The organism is Luteimonas endophytica (genome assembly GCF_029887875.1).
GTDB classification, from domain to species: Bacteria; Pseudomonadota; Gammaproteobacteria; order Xanthomonadales; family Xanthomonadaceae; genus Luteimonas; species Luteimonas endophytica.
In genome coordinates, this window is the sequence record NZ_JARXRM010000012.1 from 78,764 (window position 1) to 92,050 (window position 13,287).

General features: G+C 72.3%; 16 protein-coding genes. 10 read left to right on the plus strand and 6 right to left on the minus strand.

Translation table 11 applies throughout. The features are described from left to right. The first annotated feature begins 107 nt into the window (after positions 1-107). Positions 108-956: a type II toxin-antitoxin system RelE/ParE family toxin gene (locus QFW77_RS02505; protein ID WP_280572656.1), complete on the plus strand. Its 849-nt coding sequence runs from the start codon at positions 108-110 to the stop codon at positions 954-956. Positions 957-1,165: 209 nt separating this feature from the next. On the opposite strand, the gene QFW77_RS02510 is transcribed toward QFW77_RS02505, so the two are convergent. Beyond that, the gene (locus QFW77_RS02510) at positions 1,166-2,062 is read right to left on the minus strand and encodes a LysR family transcriptional regulator (RefSeq protein ID WP_280572658.1); all 897 of its coding nucleotides are present in this window, start codon (positions 2,060-2,062) and stop codon (positions 1,166-1,168) included. A gap of 100 nt (positions 2,063-2,162) precedes the next feature. Here QFW77_RS02510 and QFW77_RS02515 point away from each other — a divergent pair, with 100 nt between their 5' ends. The 3 genes from QFW77_RS02515 to QFW77_RS02525 all read left to right on the plus strand — a co-directional run bounded on the left by QFW77_RS02515 (position 2,163) and on the right by QFW77_RS02525 (position 3,742). Next, positions 2,163-2,531: an Atu4866 domain-containing protein gene (locus QFW77_RS02515; RefSeq protein WP_331487845.1), complete on the plus strand. Its 369-nt coding sequence runs from the start codon at positions 2,163-2,165 to the stop codon at positions 2,529-2,531. 168 nt (positions 2,532-2,699) lie between these two features. Continuing rightward, a complete protein-coding gene (locus QFW77_RS02520; protein WP_280572659.1) occupies positions 2,700-3,434 on the plus strand; it encodes an SDR family oxidoreductase in 735 nt (244 codons plus the stop codon). Then, positions 3,431-3,742: a nuclear transport factor 2-like protein gene (locus QFW77_RS02525; RefSeq protein WP_280572661.1), complete on the plus strand. Its 312-nt coding sequence runs from the start codon at positions 3,431-3,433 to the stop codon at positions 3,740-3,742. Before QFW77_RS02520 ends, QFW77_RS02525 begins: the two co-directional genes overlap by 4 nt. Here the strand turns inward: QFW77_RS02525 and QFW77_RS02530 are convergent. Then, positions 3,739-4,506 (minus strand): alpha/beta fold hydrolase, encoded by a 768-nt coding sequence (locus QFW77_RS02530; RefSeq protein ID WP_280572662.1) that lies wholly within the window; start codon positions 4,504-4,506, stop codon positions 3,739-3,741. The genes QFW77_RS02525 and QFW77_RS02530 overlap by 4 nt on opposite strands. Before the next feature lie 123 nt (positions 4,507-4,629). Here QFW77_RS02530 and QFW77_RS02535 point away from each other — a divergent pair, with 123 nt between their 5' ends. The 5 genes from QFW77_RS02535 to QFW77_RS02555 all read left to right on the plus strand — a co-directional run bounded on the left by QFW77_RS02535 (position 4,630) and on the right by QFW77_RS02555 (position 9,674). Continuing rightward, complete coding sequence (locus QFW77_RS02535) at positions 4,630-5,193, plus strand: sigma-70 family RNA polymerase sigma factor (protein ID WP_280572663.1); 564 nt, start codon at positions 4,630-4,632, stop codon at positions 5,191-5,193. Position 5,194: 1 nt separating this feature from the next. Continuing rightward, complete coding sequence (locus QFW77_RS02540; RefSeq protein WP_280572664.1) at positions 5,195-5,845, plus strand: NrsF family protein; 651 nt, start codon at positions 5,195-5,197, stop codon at positions 5,843-5,845. A 388-nt stretch (positions 5,846-6,233) separates the two neighbouring features. Then, positions 6,234-7,607, plus strand: coding sequence for an NTP/NDP exchange transporter (locus QFW77_RS02545; protein WP_280572667.1), 1,374 nt, complete (start codon positions 6,234-6,236; stop codon positions 7,605-7,607). Further along, entirely contained in the window at positions 7,604-8,416 is an 813-nt protein-coding gene (locus QFW77_RS02550) for a MipA/OmpV family protein (RefSeq protein WP_280572668.1), read from the plus strand. Before QFW77_RS02545 ends, QFW77_RS02550 begins: the two co-directional genes overlap by 4 nt. A 139-nt stretch (positions 8,417-8,555) precedes the next feature. Continuing rightward, positions 8,556-9,674: an SDR family oxidoreductase gene (locus tag QFW77_RS02555; RefSeq protein ID WP_280572670.1), complete on the plus strand. Its 1,119-nt coding sequence runs from the start codon at positions 8,556-8,558 to the stop codon at positions 9,672-9,674. A gap of 101 nt (positions 9,675-9,775) precedes the next feature. On the opposite strand, the gene QFW77_RS02560 is transcribed toward QFW77_RS02555, so the two are convergent. The 3 genes from QFW77_RS02560 to QFW77_RS02570 form a co-directional block, all read right to left on the minus strand. Continuing rightward, positions 9,776-10,156, minus strand: coding sequence for a hypothetical protein (locus QFW77_RS02560; RefSeq protein ID WP_280572671.1), 381 nt, complete (start codon positions 10,154-10,156; stop codon positions 9,776-9,778). Then, positions 10,153-10,455, minus strand: a complete 303-nt coding sequence (locus tag QFW77_RS02565; RefSeq protein WP_280572673.1) for an autorepressor SdpR family transcription factor — start codon at positions 10,453-10,455, stop codon at positions 10,153-10,155. The genes QFW77_RS02560 and QFW77_RS02565 overlap by 4 nt, the downstream gene beginning before the upstream one ends. Positions 10,456-10,583: 128 nt before the next feature. Then, the gene (locus QFW77_RS02570; RefSeq protein ID WP_280572674.1) at positions 10,584-10,955 is read right to left on the minus strand and encodes a VOC family protein; all 372 of its coding nucleotides are present in this window, start codon (positions 10,953-10,955) and stop codon (positions 10,584-10,586) included. A gap of 270 nt (positions 10,956-11,225) precedes the next feature. Between QFW77_RS02570 and yjjJ the strand changes: the two genes are divergently transcribed. Then, positions 11,226-12,626: a type II toxin-antitoxin system HipA family toxin YjjJ gene (gene yjjJ, locus QFW77_RS02575; RefSeq protein WP_280572676.1), complete on the plus strand. Its 1,401-nt coding sequence runs from the start codon at positions 11,226-11,228 to the stop codon at positions 12,624-12,626. Positions 12,627-12,676: 50 nt separating this feature from the next. Here the strand turns inward: yjjJ and QFW77_RS02580 are convergent, their stop codons facing one another. Next, positions 12,677-13,282: a GyrI-like domain-containing protein gene (locus tag QFW77_RS02580; RefSeq protein ID WP_280572677.1), complete on the minus strand. Its 606-nt coding sequence runs from the start codon at positions 13,280-13,282 to the stop codon at positions 12,677-12,679. Positions 13,283-13,287 lie beyond the last annotated feature (5 nt).

Genomic DNA, 13,287 nt, shown 5'->3' on the forward strand with positions numbered 1-13,287 from the left:
CGTTCCGACCCGCCTGTTTGGCCGATCGCGGTACGATGCCGCACCCCACGTCGCGCACGCTGTCGATCCCCCATGCAGTCCCGCAGCCTCGACCCAGTCCCGATGGCATGAGCCGGGCGCCGACCCGGAAGGGTGCCGGGGCGCAACACCGGATCGAACGCCTGCAGCCGTGGCTCGCCGCGCTCGGCAGCGTACTGCTGCATCTGCTGATCCTGCTCGTGGCGATGCTGGCGCCGCCGATCACCATGTCCCGGCCGCAGGGCGAGGCCGCCGGCGGCAGCCGGGTGGAGGTCACGTTCATCGGCGAAAGTCCGCCGCAGCCCGAGCCGGTGACACCGGAAGACGCCGCGCCCGCCAGCGAACCGGCCGAATCGTCCGCCGCGACGCCGCGCGTCCGGTCCACCCGGGTCGTCGAGGCCGAGGAGCCGCTGCCCGCCGATGCGACCGCCGCGTCGAGCGCACCGGCCCCGTCCCCCGTGCCCCGCCCCGTGCAGCAGCCGACACCGCCGGCCCCCGCCACGCCCCCGCCCACCCAGCGCCGCGCGCGCACCTGGGGGCAGCCGCCGGGCATGCTGGCCGAAGACACCGCGCCGGTGAACGCAGGGCCGGTCCGCAGCCCCGCCGCCGAACGCGGCCGCAGCTACGGCGCGTCCGGTTCCGAACCCAACCTGGAAGTGGGCGGCTTCCAGGTCGTCTACGAGCAGCGCAGCGAAGCCCGCCTGCGCGCCTGGCGCGACCAGGGCATCACCGAGATCTTCCTGCCCCTGCCGGGCGCGCGGGAGTACATGGTCTGCCCGCTGGAAACCGCGCTCAAGCGCGAATCCGGCCCCTGCCGCCTGCTCGACCCGGCCGACCCGGAGATGGCGGCCATCGGCGACGCGCGCGAAGTGATCACCGTGCAGCAGGTCTACCGGCGCGGGGAGCTGGTGTGGCGGGGGCCGCGTGCCTATCGGTAAGCGGCGTCCGCATTGCCACGTCGCGGCGAGAATGGCAGCCGGAAGATTGCGCGCAAGCCGAACACGTCCACGCGCAGCGCGCCGAGGGTCGGCCAGCTAGAAGCTCGAGGTGAGTTGCGCAATGCCCGGGCCCGTGTCGGGCGCCGCGGGCATGGCCGCGTCTCTCGTGCCCCGGCGCCCGGCTCGAGCACGCGACCCGCGTGCGCCGCCTATTCGAGCTCCCGGAACGCGCGCACGTGCTCCACCAGCGCGCGCAGCTTGCGCGGCTGGTTGTGGCGGCTTGGGAAGTACAGGAAGAAGCCGGCGAACGGCGGCAGGTAATCCTGCAGCATCGGCACCAGCCGGCCGGCCTGCACCCACTGGCGGTAGTTCTCCTCCAGGCCGAAGGTGATGCCGCCGCCGGCCAGCGCGGTGCGCAGCATCACGCGCAGGTCGTTGGTGGTGACCTGGGCGTTCACGTCGACCTCGAAATCGCGCCCGTCCTCGCTGAACTCCCAGCGGTAGGGCGCCACTTCCGGTGCGGGGCGCCAGCCGATGCAGCGGTGGTTCACCAGCTCGCGCGGGTGTTTCGGCACGCCGTGCGCTTCCACGTAACCGGGCGCGGCCACCGCCAGCTGGCGCTGCGGGCCGGTCAGCGGCACCGCCACCATGTCCTGCTCGATCACCTCGCCCAGGCGCACGCCGGCGTCGAAACCGGCGGCGACCAGGTCGATCGGGTCGTCGCTGACGGTGACATCCAGCGTGATGCCCGGATGCGCCTCGGCGAAGCCGGCCACGAACGGCCCGGCCAGGAAGCGCTCGGCGATCGAGGACACGTTGACCCTGAGCAGGCCGCGCGGCGGGCCCTCGTCCACCGCTTCCTCCAGCGCCGCGCCCACGGTGCGCAGCGGCCCGGCGACCTGCCGGTGCAGGCGCTCGCCGGCTTCGGTGAGGCGCACGCTGCGGGTGGAGCGCTGCACCAGCGCCACGCCCAGGGCGTCCTCCAGCCGGCGGATGCCCTGGCTGACCGCCGAGCGGGTGACGCCGAGCGCGTCGGCCGCGGCGCGGAAGCTCGCGGCCTCGGCCACCGCCAGGAACATGCGCAGGAGGTTGAGGTCGGGGCTCATTGGTTAGAGAGTCTAACCAATGCATCCAGCGTTCGGCGGGTTATCACGACACCGCCGGCTCCCTACCGTATCTCCACGCCGAACGGACCGGAGATACCCCATGTCGAACACCCCGCACTTCCAGACCCCCGCCGCCGTGGTCTCCGCCCTGCTGGCCGGGGCGCTGGCCGCGGCCGAACCCGCCGCCCCCGCGGCCCCGCACCCTTACGTGGGCATGTGGGTCACCGACGACGGCCATGTGCGCCATGAGCTGCTGCCCAACGGCCGCTACGACGAGGCGCGCGGCACCCGCGAGAGCGCCTACCAGGGCCGCTACACGGTGCGCGGCAACCACATCGACTACGTGGACGACACCGGGTTCACCGCCGACGGCGTGTTCGTCGACGAGGACGTGCTGCACCACGGCGGAATGGTGCTGCGCCGGGTCACGCCCGGTGCCGGCACCGGCACGCCGCGCGACGCGCGCTGAACGCGACGTCCTTCCCTTTGGCGCATGCCGACGGCGCGTTCGCCCGAGGAGTGCAGTTCACAGCGGAAGGCTGCAACCCCGAGCCACGCCCGACACCGGCGCCGATACGCCGCGCGACGCGCACCGGGTGCGCCGCCACTTTTTTTCAACGCAACAGGAGACCCGACCATGAAAGACCTCGACGACAAGATCGTGCTGATCACCGGCGCCAGCAGCGGCATCGGCGAAGCCACCGCCCGCACGCTGGCCGAACGCGGCGCCACCGTGGTGCTGGGCGCGCGCCGCATCGACCGGCTGCAAGCGCTGGTCGACGACATCGCCGCGCGCGGCGGCAGCGCGCATGCGCGCGCGCTGGACGTGACCTCGCGCGAGGACGTGCAGGCCTTCGTGGACGAGGCGGTCGCACGCCACGGCCGCGTCGACGTGCTGGTCAACAACGCCGGAGTGATGCCGCTGGCGCCGCTGGCGGCGCTCAAGACCGACGAGTGGGACACGATGATCGACGTGAACATCCGCGGCGTGCTGCACGGCATCGCCTCGGTGCTGCCGCTGATGGAGCGCCAGGGCAGCGGCCACGTGGTGAACGTGTCCTCGATCGCGGGGCTGTTCGTGATGCACAGTGCGGCGGTGTACTGCGCCACCAAGTACGCGGTGCGCGCGATCTCCGAAGGCCTGCGCATGGAGAGCGACACGGTGCGCGTGACCTGCGTGTACCCGGGCGCGGTGGAATCGGAACTGGCGCACACCATCACCCATGTCGAGACGGCGAAGGCGATCGACGCGTTCCGCCAGATCGCGCTGAAACCGGAGGCGATCGCCAACGCCATCGCCCATGCGATTGCGCAGCCGGCGGACGTGGACACCACCGACATCGTGGTGCGCCACGTGCGCAGCCCGGCGTGAGCGGGCGCGGCGCCGGTGCGTGGCTGCTGTGTCTGGCGCTGCTGGGCCCTGCCCATGCGGGCGGGGCCGCGGCCCCGCCCGGGCGCGACAACGCCGCGCTGGTGCGCGCGGCGTTCGACGAGTGGCGCGCGGGCACCGGCAGCGTGTTCGACCTGCTGGCCGAGGATGTGGAGTGGACGGTGGCCGGCAGCAGGCCGGTGTCCGGCGTCTACCGCTCGAAGCGGGACTTCATGGCCGGCCAGGAAGCGGGCCGGGTCGCGCGCGTTGGCCCCAGCGGTCGTCGGCGGACGGGGCGCTGCGCGCGTTAGCGCCCCGCGGCGGCGAGGATCAGCCGCGCGACCTCCTGCGGGCGGGTCAGCAGCGACAGGTGCCCGCTCTCGAGCTCTACGACGTTCGCGCCCATCCGCTTCGCCAGGAAGCGCTGCAGATCCGGCGAGGTCGTGTTGTCCGCGGTCGAAACCGCATACCACGACGGCTTGCTGCGCCAGGCCGCGACGGTGGTCCGGCCGGCGAAGAGATCCGCCGCCACCGGTTGCTGCACCGCGAACAGGGCCTTCGCCTTCGCGGCCGGCAGGCCATCGGCGAAGTGGGCCAGGAACGCGTCCTCGCGCAGGGTCGAGAAGCCGTCCCGGGTCACGACGCCGGCGCGCACCGGCATGGTCGGGAAGCGCTTGGCGAGCTCCACGAAATCCTCGCCCGCGTCGGGCGCGCGCGCGGCGAGATACACCAGGCCGGTGACCCGTGGATCGCCCCCGACCTCGCTGACCACCGTGCCTGCGTAGGAATGGCCCACCAGGACCGTGGGCCCTTCCAGGGGGTCCAGCGCGCGCCGGGTGGCGGCGACGTCGTCGGACAGCGAAGTCAGCGGGTTCTGCACCGAGACCACGTTGAGCCCCGCGCCCTGGAGCAGGGGGATCACCTCGTTCCAGCTCGATCCGTCCGCCCACGCACCATGGACGAGGACGACGTTGCGGGCTTGCGGCTGCGGCGATTCGGCGGCGCACGTGGTGCCGGAGGCGGCTGCCAGCAGCGCGATCAGCAGCGATGCGATGGATATGGAGAACTTGCGCATGGAGGGGCTCCTGGAAGGAAGCGGGATCGCTTCGGTGTAGGTATTCGCCCGCGATGGGCAGGTGTTACATTCCAGGCCATCGCGGCCTGCCGGACGCCGGCCTCTTCTGGTTCGGGAATGCGCATGGCAATGCAGGAACAGGCCTGGGCCGACGCCTTGCGCCGCGAGCGGGCGGGCGACGCCTCGCGCTACGCCTGGTTCCTGAAGGAGTATTCCGCGGTGCTGCGCCGCGTGGTCAGGGGCAGGCTGGCCAGCGCCGGCCTCGACCCGCAGGAGGCGGAGGACATCGTGCAGGAAGTGCTGCTGGCCATCCACCAGCGACGCGACCAGTGGGACTGCAACCGCCCCCTGCTGCCGTGGTTGGGGGCGATCTCCCGCTACAAGACCATCGATGCGCTACGGCGCCGTCGGTCGGAACGGCGCATGCGGATCGACCTTTCCGATCGCGAATGGGCCAGCCTGTTCGCGGCGGAAGGCGAGCCTGCGGTCGACTCGGGCGCCAGGGTCGAGCACATGGTGTCCACGCTGCCGAGGGTCGAACAGTCGGTGGTCCGGAAGGTGGGCATGGAAGGCTTGTCGCCGAGGCAGGCGGCCGAGGCCACCGGGATGAAGGAAGGCACGGTGCGGGTCGCGTTCCATCGCGGGCTGGCGCGGTTGCTGAAGCTGGCGCAAGGCGGAGGGGCCTAGGATGGAACACGATCACCAGCTGCAGACGGATGCGTTGATCCGGCGCCTGGCCGGGGATGCAGGCGCCCTGCCGCGCAGGCATCGCGCGCTGTTGCCGCGCCTGCTGGGCGCGGCCGGCGGCTCGGTGGCCCTGGCGGCGCTGGTGGTCGCGGTGGCGTTCGGCGTTCGCGGCGATCTTGCCGCGCACGTGTCGTCGCCGATGTATCTCTACAAGGCCGTGGCCATGGCCTGCGTGGTCGTGGCGGGGCTCGTTCTGGTCCGCGCGGCGGGCACGCCCGGCGCCTCCACGCGCCTGGCCGCGGCGTTGGCGCCTGCCGTGCTGATCCTGTTCGCGGGGATCGTGCTGCTCGACGACCGGGTGCCAGTGGCGGGGGCGAGCCCGGTGTCCGTTTCGGTCTGCCTGCTGGCCATCGTGCTGGCGGCAACGCCGGGGCTGGCGCTGCTGCTGCTTGCCCTGCGCCGCGCCACGCCCACCCGCCCGGCGTTCGCCGGCGGCATGGCCGGCCTGCTCGCCGGATCGATCGGCGCGCTCGCGTACACGCTGTCGTGCGTGAACGACGGCGCCGTGTTCGTCACGGTCTGGTACTCGCTGGCGATCGTGGCGACGTCCGCGATCGGGGCGCTGGTCGGGCGGCGCATGCTCGCCTGGTGAGGTCGCCGCGCCGCGGCCGCGGCGATTCGCCGGCCTTGCACGGGCTTTCGCACGGCTGCCGCCGCAGACCCCGGGCGTCGACGCTGCGAACGAACCGGTCCGTGCATTCGATCGATGCGCCGTGCGAAGTTCTCGCGCAGGTGCGGGCCTCTTCCGGCGCGCCCATTGAAACGGTCTCGAGGCCGGCCTTGCGCCGCGGGCATCGCTTAAACCCGAATTAATCGCCGGCGCCGAGCATGCACTCCCAACGCCACGGCCGCTCCCATCGGCCGCCGCACCCAGGAGCGCACTTCGATGACCCCACGCACCGATCCGGCGATGGCGCCGCGGCCCTCCCGTGCCGCGGGTCCCGCGCCGGGTGCCGTTCCTCGCGGGGCGTCGCGCTGACATGGGTGCGCTACCGCCACCGCGGGGCCGCTCCGGCCTGCTGCGGGCGCTGGCGAACATCCGCCGGGGCGAGCGGGCCGCGGTCGCCGTCGCCGCGCTGTTCTTCTTCTGCGTGCTGACCGCGCTGATGCTGCTGCGCCCGGTGCGCGACGCACTGGGCATGTCGCAGGGCATGGACCAGGTGCGGTGGCTGTTCGTCGGCACCGCGGTGGTCACGCTGGCGGTGAATCCGGTGTTCGCCTGGCTGGCAGCGCGGCTGCGCCGGTTCCCGCTGCTGGGCGCGACGTACGGGTTCTTCGCGGTCGGGCTGGCGACGTTCTGGGCGCTGCTGCAGTTCGCCCCCGGCGCGGTCGGCGAGCGCAGCGGCCAGGTGTTCTACGTCTGGTTCAGCGTATTCAACCTGTTCGCGACGATGGTGTTCTGGGCGCTGCTGGCCGAGCGCTTCGACGCCGACCAGGGCAAGCGCCTGTTCGCGCCGATCTCGGTCGGCGGCACCCTCGGCGCGATCTTCGGGCCGTGGCTGACCTCGCGCCTGGCCGAGGTCGTGGGCGCGCCCGCGCTGCTGCTGGTCGCCGGCGGGTTCCTGCTCGCGGCGCTGGCGCTGGGGTGGTGGCTGTTGCGGCTGTTGCCGGATCGTGCCGCGTCGCCGGCGGCCGAACGCGACGCCCCGGTGGGCGGCAGCGCCTGGGCCGGGCTGCGCGCGCTGGTCCGCTCGCCCTACCTCGCCGGCATCGCCGGCTACGTGCTGCTGATGACGGTGATGGCGACCTTCATCTACTTCACCCGGCTGCAGATGGTCGCCGCGGTCGCCGACGACACCGATGCGCGCGCGGCGGTGCTCGGCAACATCGACATGTGGACCCAGATCGCCGTGCTGGCGCTGCAGGTCACGCTGACCGGCCGGATCATCCAGCGCTTCGGCCTCGGGGTCGCGCTGGCGGTGCTGCCGGTGGCGACCGCGGTCGGCTTCGCCGGGCTCGCGGCCTACGGCTCGTTCGTGGTGCTGGTGCTGCTGGAGGCCGGCAACCGCGCGGTGCAGCGCGGCATCACCCGGCCGGCGCGCGAGGCGCTGTTCACCGTGCTCGGCCGCGAGGACACCTACAAGGCCAAGGCCGCCGTCGACACCTTCGTCTACCGCGGCGGCGACGTGCTCGGCGCGCAGGTCGAGGGCGCGCTCGGCCGCCTCGGGTTCGCGCTCGGCGGGCTGGTGGGCGTGGTGGTGCCGCTCGCCTTCGCCTGGGCTGCGCTCGGTCTCTGGCTCGGGCGCGCGCATGCGCAGCGCGCGGCGCCATCGACCCCCGGTTCGCTTCCCCCGCCCGCCGCGCCCGCTCGCCGCGCCCGCGGTGTCGCGACCCCCTCACTGGATTCCCCATGACCACGATCCGACACGCAATCGCCGGCAGCGCCGGCCTCGTCCTCCTCGCCCTGTCCGCGGCCGCCGGCGCGCAATCCGCGCCGCGCGTCGCCGATCCTTCCACGCGCGGCGAGTGGACCCTCGGCGTCGGCGCCGTCGCCATCGACAGCCCGTATGCCGGCGAGGGCTCGCGGCTGCGGCCGGTACCGCTGCTCGGCTTCGAGGGCGAACGCGCCTTCGTGCGCGGCACCGCGGCCGGCGTGCACCTGCTGCAGTCGCAAGGCTTCACGCTGGACGCGATCGCCTCGGTGCGCCTGGACGGCGTCGATATCGACGACCTCGGCCGCGACGAACTGCTCGCCAACGGCGTCGACGCCGCGCTGCTCGAGGACCGCGACGACGGCCTCGACGCCGGATTCCGCGCCAGCTACGGCGGTGGCTGGGGCACGCTGGCGCTGGAGGCGGTGCACGACGTCACCGACGCCAGCGACGGCTACGAACTCGCGCTCGACTACCGCCACACCTGGCTGCTAGGCCGCTCCACGCTGACCGCGAACCTGGGCAGCAGCCTGCTGTCGGACGATCTCGCCGGCTACTACTACGGCACCCTCGAAGCGGAGGTCGCGCGCGGTGTCCCCGCGTATGCGCCGGGTTCGGCGCTCGTGCACCGCATCGGCATGACCTGGATGCATCCGCTAGACGAGGCCTGGCACCTGGTCGCCTCGGCCGAGGCCAGCCGCCTGCCCGACGAACTCCGGGACAGCCCGCTGCTCGAGCCGGACAGCGACCGCAGCGGCCGGCTCTTCCTCGGCTTCAGCCGGCGCTTCTGACATGGCCACCGCAACCGCGCACGCGCGCGAGCCGAGCTTTCGCAACGGCGAGACGGCGACCGCCGTTCCTCCGCCTCCACCTCGACCCCTGACGCGGCCCGCCGCGCCCCCGCCTGCCCCCTTCCCCGAGGAGATCGACATGCACGCCCAGACCTTCACCGCACCCTCAATTGCGCGCCGCGCGCCCGCACTCTCCACCGCCCACCAGCGCCTCGCCACGCGGCATCCGCGCAACGCCGGCGCCGCCTGGCGCCAGCGCCTGGCCGCGGTCTGCCTGGTGGCCGTGGCCGCCTTCGCCAGCAACGGCGCGCGGGCGCAGGCCGCACCCAAGCCGGACTGGTCGCTGGCCGACATGCCGTCGCAGGCGGGCCGCATCTTCGTCGTCACCGGCGGCACCAGCGGCATGGGCTTCGAGGACGCCAAGGCGCTCGCCGCCGCCGGGGCGCGCGTGGTCATCGTCGCGCGCAACCCGGAGCGCGGCGCCGCAACCATCGCCACGATCCGCGCCGCCGACCCCGATGCGCAGGTGCAGTTCGAGCCCGTCGACCTGGCCGACCTGGCCACGGTGCGCGCCCTGGCCGCACGCCTGCGCGCAACGCTGCCGCGCATCGACGGCCTGATCAACAACGCCGCGATCATGGCGCCGCCGCAGCGCGGCACCTCGCCCGACGGCCTGGAAGCGCAGTTCGCGACCAACTACGCCGGCCACTTCGTGCTGACCGCCGAGCTGCTGCCGCTGCTGCGCAGGAGCGAGGCGCCGCGCGTGGTCACGCTGTCCAGCATCGCCGCCGCCCGCGGCCGGATCGACTTCGACGACCTGCAGTCCGAGCGCAGCTACGAGCCGATGGCGACCTATGCGCAGTCCAAGCTGGCCTGCCTGATGTTCGCGCGCGAACTGCAGCGGCGCAGCGACGCCGCCGGCTGGGGCATCCGCAGCCTGGCCGCGCACCCGGGCGTGGCGGTGACCGAACTGGTCGCGCGCGGGCCGGGCCTCGACAGCGAACAGGGCCGGCAGTGGGCCGCGCGCCGCGAACACCTGCAGACCGCCGCGCAGGGCGCGATCCCGACGCTGTTCGCCGCCACCGCGCCGGAAGCCGTCGGCGGCACGTACTACGGCCCCACCGGCCCGCAGGAAGTCAGCGGCCCGCTCGGCCTGGCCACCGTGCCGCCGGCCGCGCAGGACGCCGAGGTCGCGGCGCGCCTGTGGGCGGTCACCGAGCAGCTGACCGGCACCCGCTTCCCCGCGGCCGCGCGCTGACGGCCGGGCTCCTTCCCCTCGCTGAAGCATCGCCATGGACCGCTGGAGCGGAGCGGCGCGCCGGGTGCCGCTCCCTCCCCGGCTTGCGGGAGGAAAGCGCGTCAGGCGGCCCTGGCCTTCGCCCTGTTCCGCAGCGACAGGCAGTAGCCGAAGGTGACCGCGATCCCGACGATGATCGCGCCGGAGCCGACCACTTTCGCCACCGGGATCGGGGCGAACGCCCAGAGGCCGGCATAGATCAAGCCGCTCAGCACCATCGACCAGCCGCCCACCCGCTTGACCTGGCGGACCGCGGCGCTCGGCGCCACCGCCTTGGGCATGCGGTTGCCGATCCAGGCGATCATCAGCCCGTTCATGCCGATCACCACCCGGGTGGTGGTGTCGCCATCGATGTAGCCGAGCTTGCGCGCGGTGGTGGCGACGAGCGCCAGGGCGATGATGCCGACGCCCCAGGCGAGATAGCCGATCAGTTCCTTGTTCATGGTGCGGTCTCCTGCTTGGCCCCGGGTTTCGGCGCCTCCGCGCCCAGCCCGACGGAATGGACGAAGCCCAGCAGCGCTTCCTCGAGCACCGAGAGCTTCAGGTGGTAGATGACGGACTTGCCGGCCTTCTCGGCATGCACCAGGTCGGCCTCTTTCAACACCGCGAAGTGCGCCGACATCGTCGGCTTGGACACGTCGAACCGGTCGCTCAGCTCGCCCGCGCTCATCGGCCCGTCGCGCAGCAGCTGCAGCACCCGGCGGCGGGTGGGATCGGAGAGGGCTTTGAACACCTGGCTCATGGTGCGATATTTAGCTAAATATCGAATTGTGTCAAGTGGCACGGCTCGCCGGGGCCCGGTGGTGGCCGTTTGCCGGCGCCACCCGCCTCCGCCAAGCCCTGCCGCCGGGGGGCCGAGCGCCGCGGCCGCTACTTCATGGAGTGCAGCCCGAACATGTTGCCTTCGGTGTCGATGGCCAGGACGATGAAACCGTACTCGCCGATGGACATCTTCTCGCGCTCGATCCGGCCGCCGGCCGCTGCGACGCGCCCCGCCTCTTCGGCACAGTCCTCACAGATGAAGTACACCAGCGTGCTGTTGCCGCCGGAGGGCACGCCGCTCATCTTCGCCAGGGCACCGGACGCGCCCGGGCGCTCCATTCCCATCGGGAACGCCATCATCTCCAGGGATGCATCCGGGTTGCCCAGCTTCTCGAGCTTCACGCCCAGTACCGTTTCGTAGAATTTCTGCGCGCGCGCCATGTCCTGGACGTAGATCTCGAACCAGCCGACCGGGTTCATTTCCATTGCGGATCGACTCATGTGGAAGGGTGATGTGGTTGGCCCGAGGGCGGGCCTCACTTGCAGACGAACCGCGAGGGCTCGAATCGACATGCGCCGAACGGGAGAAGGCCGCCGAGGCGGCGCGCCGCTGGCCTCGACCTCCCAACTATCGTTTCTATATCGTAATGAAACAATAGGGAGGATGCTTGCGAAAGAGAAGCGAATCGGTCGATTGACGGGCGCCACTAGGGCAGATATCGTCCGATAATCGTAAAGAAACAGCTGCCCATGGCCCGCCCTCCGTCCGCTACCGTCGCCGACCTGCTGGCCCTGCTCGCCAGCGGCGAGCCGGTGCCTGCCGCCCGCCTGGTGCAGGCGCTGGGCGTGACCCGGCCCGTGCTTGCGCGACTGGTCGGGGAAGCCGGCGAGCAGGTGTTGCGGATCGGCCGCGCGCGCGCCACGGCCTACGTTGCGCGCACCAGCACCGCCGCTGGCGGCGCCTGGCCGCTGTGGCGGATGCGGCCCGATGCCACCCTGGAGGAACTGGGCACGCTGTACCTGCTGCGCGGCGAACGCTTCCAGTTCCTGCCCGAAGGCGAGCGGCCGAACCTGACCCGGCCGGTCGAGGCGGTCCCCGGCCACTTCCCCGGCCTGCCCTGGTTCCTGGACGACCTGCGTCCGCAGGGGTTCCTCGGTCGCAGCCTGGCCCATCGGCGCGGCCCGCTGCTGGGGGTGCCGGTGGATCTCAACCGCTGGCAGCTGCGCGACAACATGCTGGCCATGACCGTCACCGGCGGCACCGCCATCGGCGACCTGCTGTTGGGCGGCCGCGCCGTCGAGCAGGCCCTGGCGGAGCTGGACGCACCCCCCGATGCCGTGCCGGCCGCCGACCGCGCCGCCCGCTACCCGCAGTGGGCCGAGGCCGCGCTTGCCGGCGAGGAGATCGGGTCTTCGCCGGGCGGCGAGCAGCCCAAGTTCACCGCCACCGTCGCCACTACCGGCGGGCGCTACGCCGCGCTGGTGAAGTTCGCCATGGCCGGCGACGACCCGCCGGCGCGGCGCCGGGCCGACCTGCTGGTGAGCGAACACCTGGCGCTGCAGAGTCTGCGCGCAGCCGGAATCCCCGCCGCGCAGGCCGAGCTGATCGAGAGCGGCGGCCACCGCTTCCTCGAGGTCCGGCGCTTCGACCGGTCGCCCGACATCCTCGGCCGCCACGGCTTCGTCTCGCTGCTGGCGCTCAACGCCGCATTCGTCGGCGGCGACGGCCGCGACTGGAGCCTGGCCGGCGAACAGCTAGCCGCCCAACGCTGGATCGACCCCGCAACCGCAGCGCGGATGGCGGCGCTCTACTGGTTCGGGCGCCTGATCGGCAACAGCGACATGCACCCGGGCAACCTCGGCTTTCGCCTGGTCGACGAAGGCCCGCTCGCGCTGGCGCCCGCCTACGACATGCTGCCGATGTCCCTGGCACCCTCCCGCGCGGGGGTATTGCGCCCGGCCGCTCCAGTCGAGCCCGGGGTGCCGGAGCGGACCGGCCAGCGGGATCACATCGCGCGCGCGGCCACGGTTGCGAGCGACTTCTGGGAGCAGGTGGCCGAGGACCCGCGCATCGGCTCGGACGAACTTCGCGCGCTGGCCGCGCGCAATCGCGATGCGGTGGTGGCGTTCGCGCAACGGTTCGGGGGCTGATCGCGGGCATCCGAATCCGCCGGAAACGATCCTGGCTCGATTTCCACGCGCTACCCCATCGGCTGCCGAATGATCGTTCGAAGCTTCTGCGGCGCGGCCCGCCTGGGGTCGCTCAGGTAGATCTCGTGGTGCTTTCCGCGCAATGCGCCGCGGCTCAGGATGTAGTCGTGCACCTTTTGAATCGTCGGCCCTTCCTCCGAGAACGGCCCGATGTGCAGGATCTGCGCGCAGCGGCCTTCCTGAAAGGTCTCGAATCGCAGCTTCGCCAGCCCGGGCAGGTCGTTCTTGCGCCGCACCGCCGCGATCGCCGCCGGCACGTCGCTGGCGGTCACGAACGGCGGCTGCATGATCATCATCGTCCACTGCCACCGCGCCTTGTCGCCGGCGTGGAAGGTGGCCATGTCGTCCGCCCACCACAGCCCCTCGAGCGGCATCACCACGTAGTCCCGTCCGCCGCCCTGCTTGATCGCGAACTTCACCTTGTACGCCACCGAGAACAGCGCCTCGACCGCCTCCCGGTAGGCAGCGGAGGTGTTCGGGTCGCCGCTGCCGTCGATCATCAGGAAATCGAAGGCGGGCGCGTCGATCTCGGCGATCTCGTTCGCGGACGCGCGGTAAAGGCCGCCGAGGTTTTTCTTGAGGTCGAGCTTGCTCATGTTCC

Coding starts and splice junctions, on each gene's coding strand:
- QFW77_RS02565 (WP_280572673.1), bottom strand. CDS start 10,455: ATGAGCCAGGTGTTCAAAGCCCTCTCCGATCCCACCCGCCGCCGGGTG.
- QFW77_RS02520 (WP_280572659.1), top strand. CDS start 2,700: ATGAAAGACCTCGACGACAAGATCGTGCTGATCACCGGCGCCAGCAGC.
- QFW77_RS02505 (WP_280572656.1), top strand. CDS start 108: ATGAGCCGGGCGCCGACCCGGAAGGGTGCCGGGGCGCAACACCGGATC.
- QFW77_RS02570 (WP_280572674.1), bottom strand. CDS start 10,955: ATGAACCCGGTCGGCTGGTTCGAGATCTACGTCCAGGACATGGCGCGC.
- QFW77_RS02540 (WP_280572664.1), top strand. CDS start 5,195: ATGGAACACGATCACCAGCTGCAGACGGATGCGTTGATCCGGCGCCTG.
- QFW77_RS02550 (WP_280572668.1), top strand. CDS start 7,604: ATGACCACGATCCGACACGCAATCGCCGGCAGCGCCGGCCTCGTCCTC.
- QFW77_RS02510 (WP_280572658.1), bottom strand. CDS start 2,062: ATGAGCCCCGACCTCAACCTCCTGCGCATGTTCCTGGCGGTGGCCGAG.
- QFW77_RS02580 (WP_280572677.1), bottom strand. CDS start 13,282: ATGAGCAAGCTCGACCTCAAGAAAAACCTCGGCGGCCTTTACCGCGCG.
- QFW77_RS02555 (WP_280572670.1), top strand. CDS start 8,556: ATGCACGCCCAGACCTTCACCGCACCCTCAATTGCGCGCCGCGCGCCC.
- QFW77_RS02560 (WP_280572671.1), bottom strand. CDS start 10,156: ATGAACAAGGAACTGATCGGCTATCTCGCCTGGGGCGTCGGCATCATC.
- yjjJ (WP_280572676.1), top strand. CDS start 11,226: ATGGCCCGCCCTCCGTCCGCTACCGTCGCCGACCTGCTGGCCCTGCTC.
- QFW77_RS02535 (WP_280572663.1), top strand. CDS start 4,630: ATGGCAATGCAGGAACAGGCCTGGGCCGACGCCTTGCGCCGCGAGCGG.
- QFW77_RS02530 (WP_280572662.1), bottom strand. CDS start 4,506: ATGCGCAAGTTCTCCATATCCATCGCATCGCTGCTGATCGCGCTGCTG.
- QFW77_RS02515 (WP_331487845.1), top strand. CDS start 2,163: ATGTCGAACACCCCGCACTTCCAGACCCCCGCCGCCGTGGTCTCCGCC.
- QFW77_RS02545 (WP_280572667.1), top strand. CDS start 6,234: ATGGGTGCGCTACCGCCACCGCGGGGCCGCTCCGGCCTGCTGCGGGCG.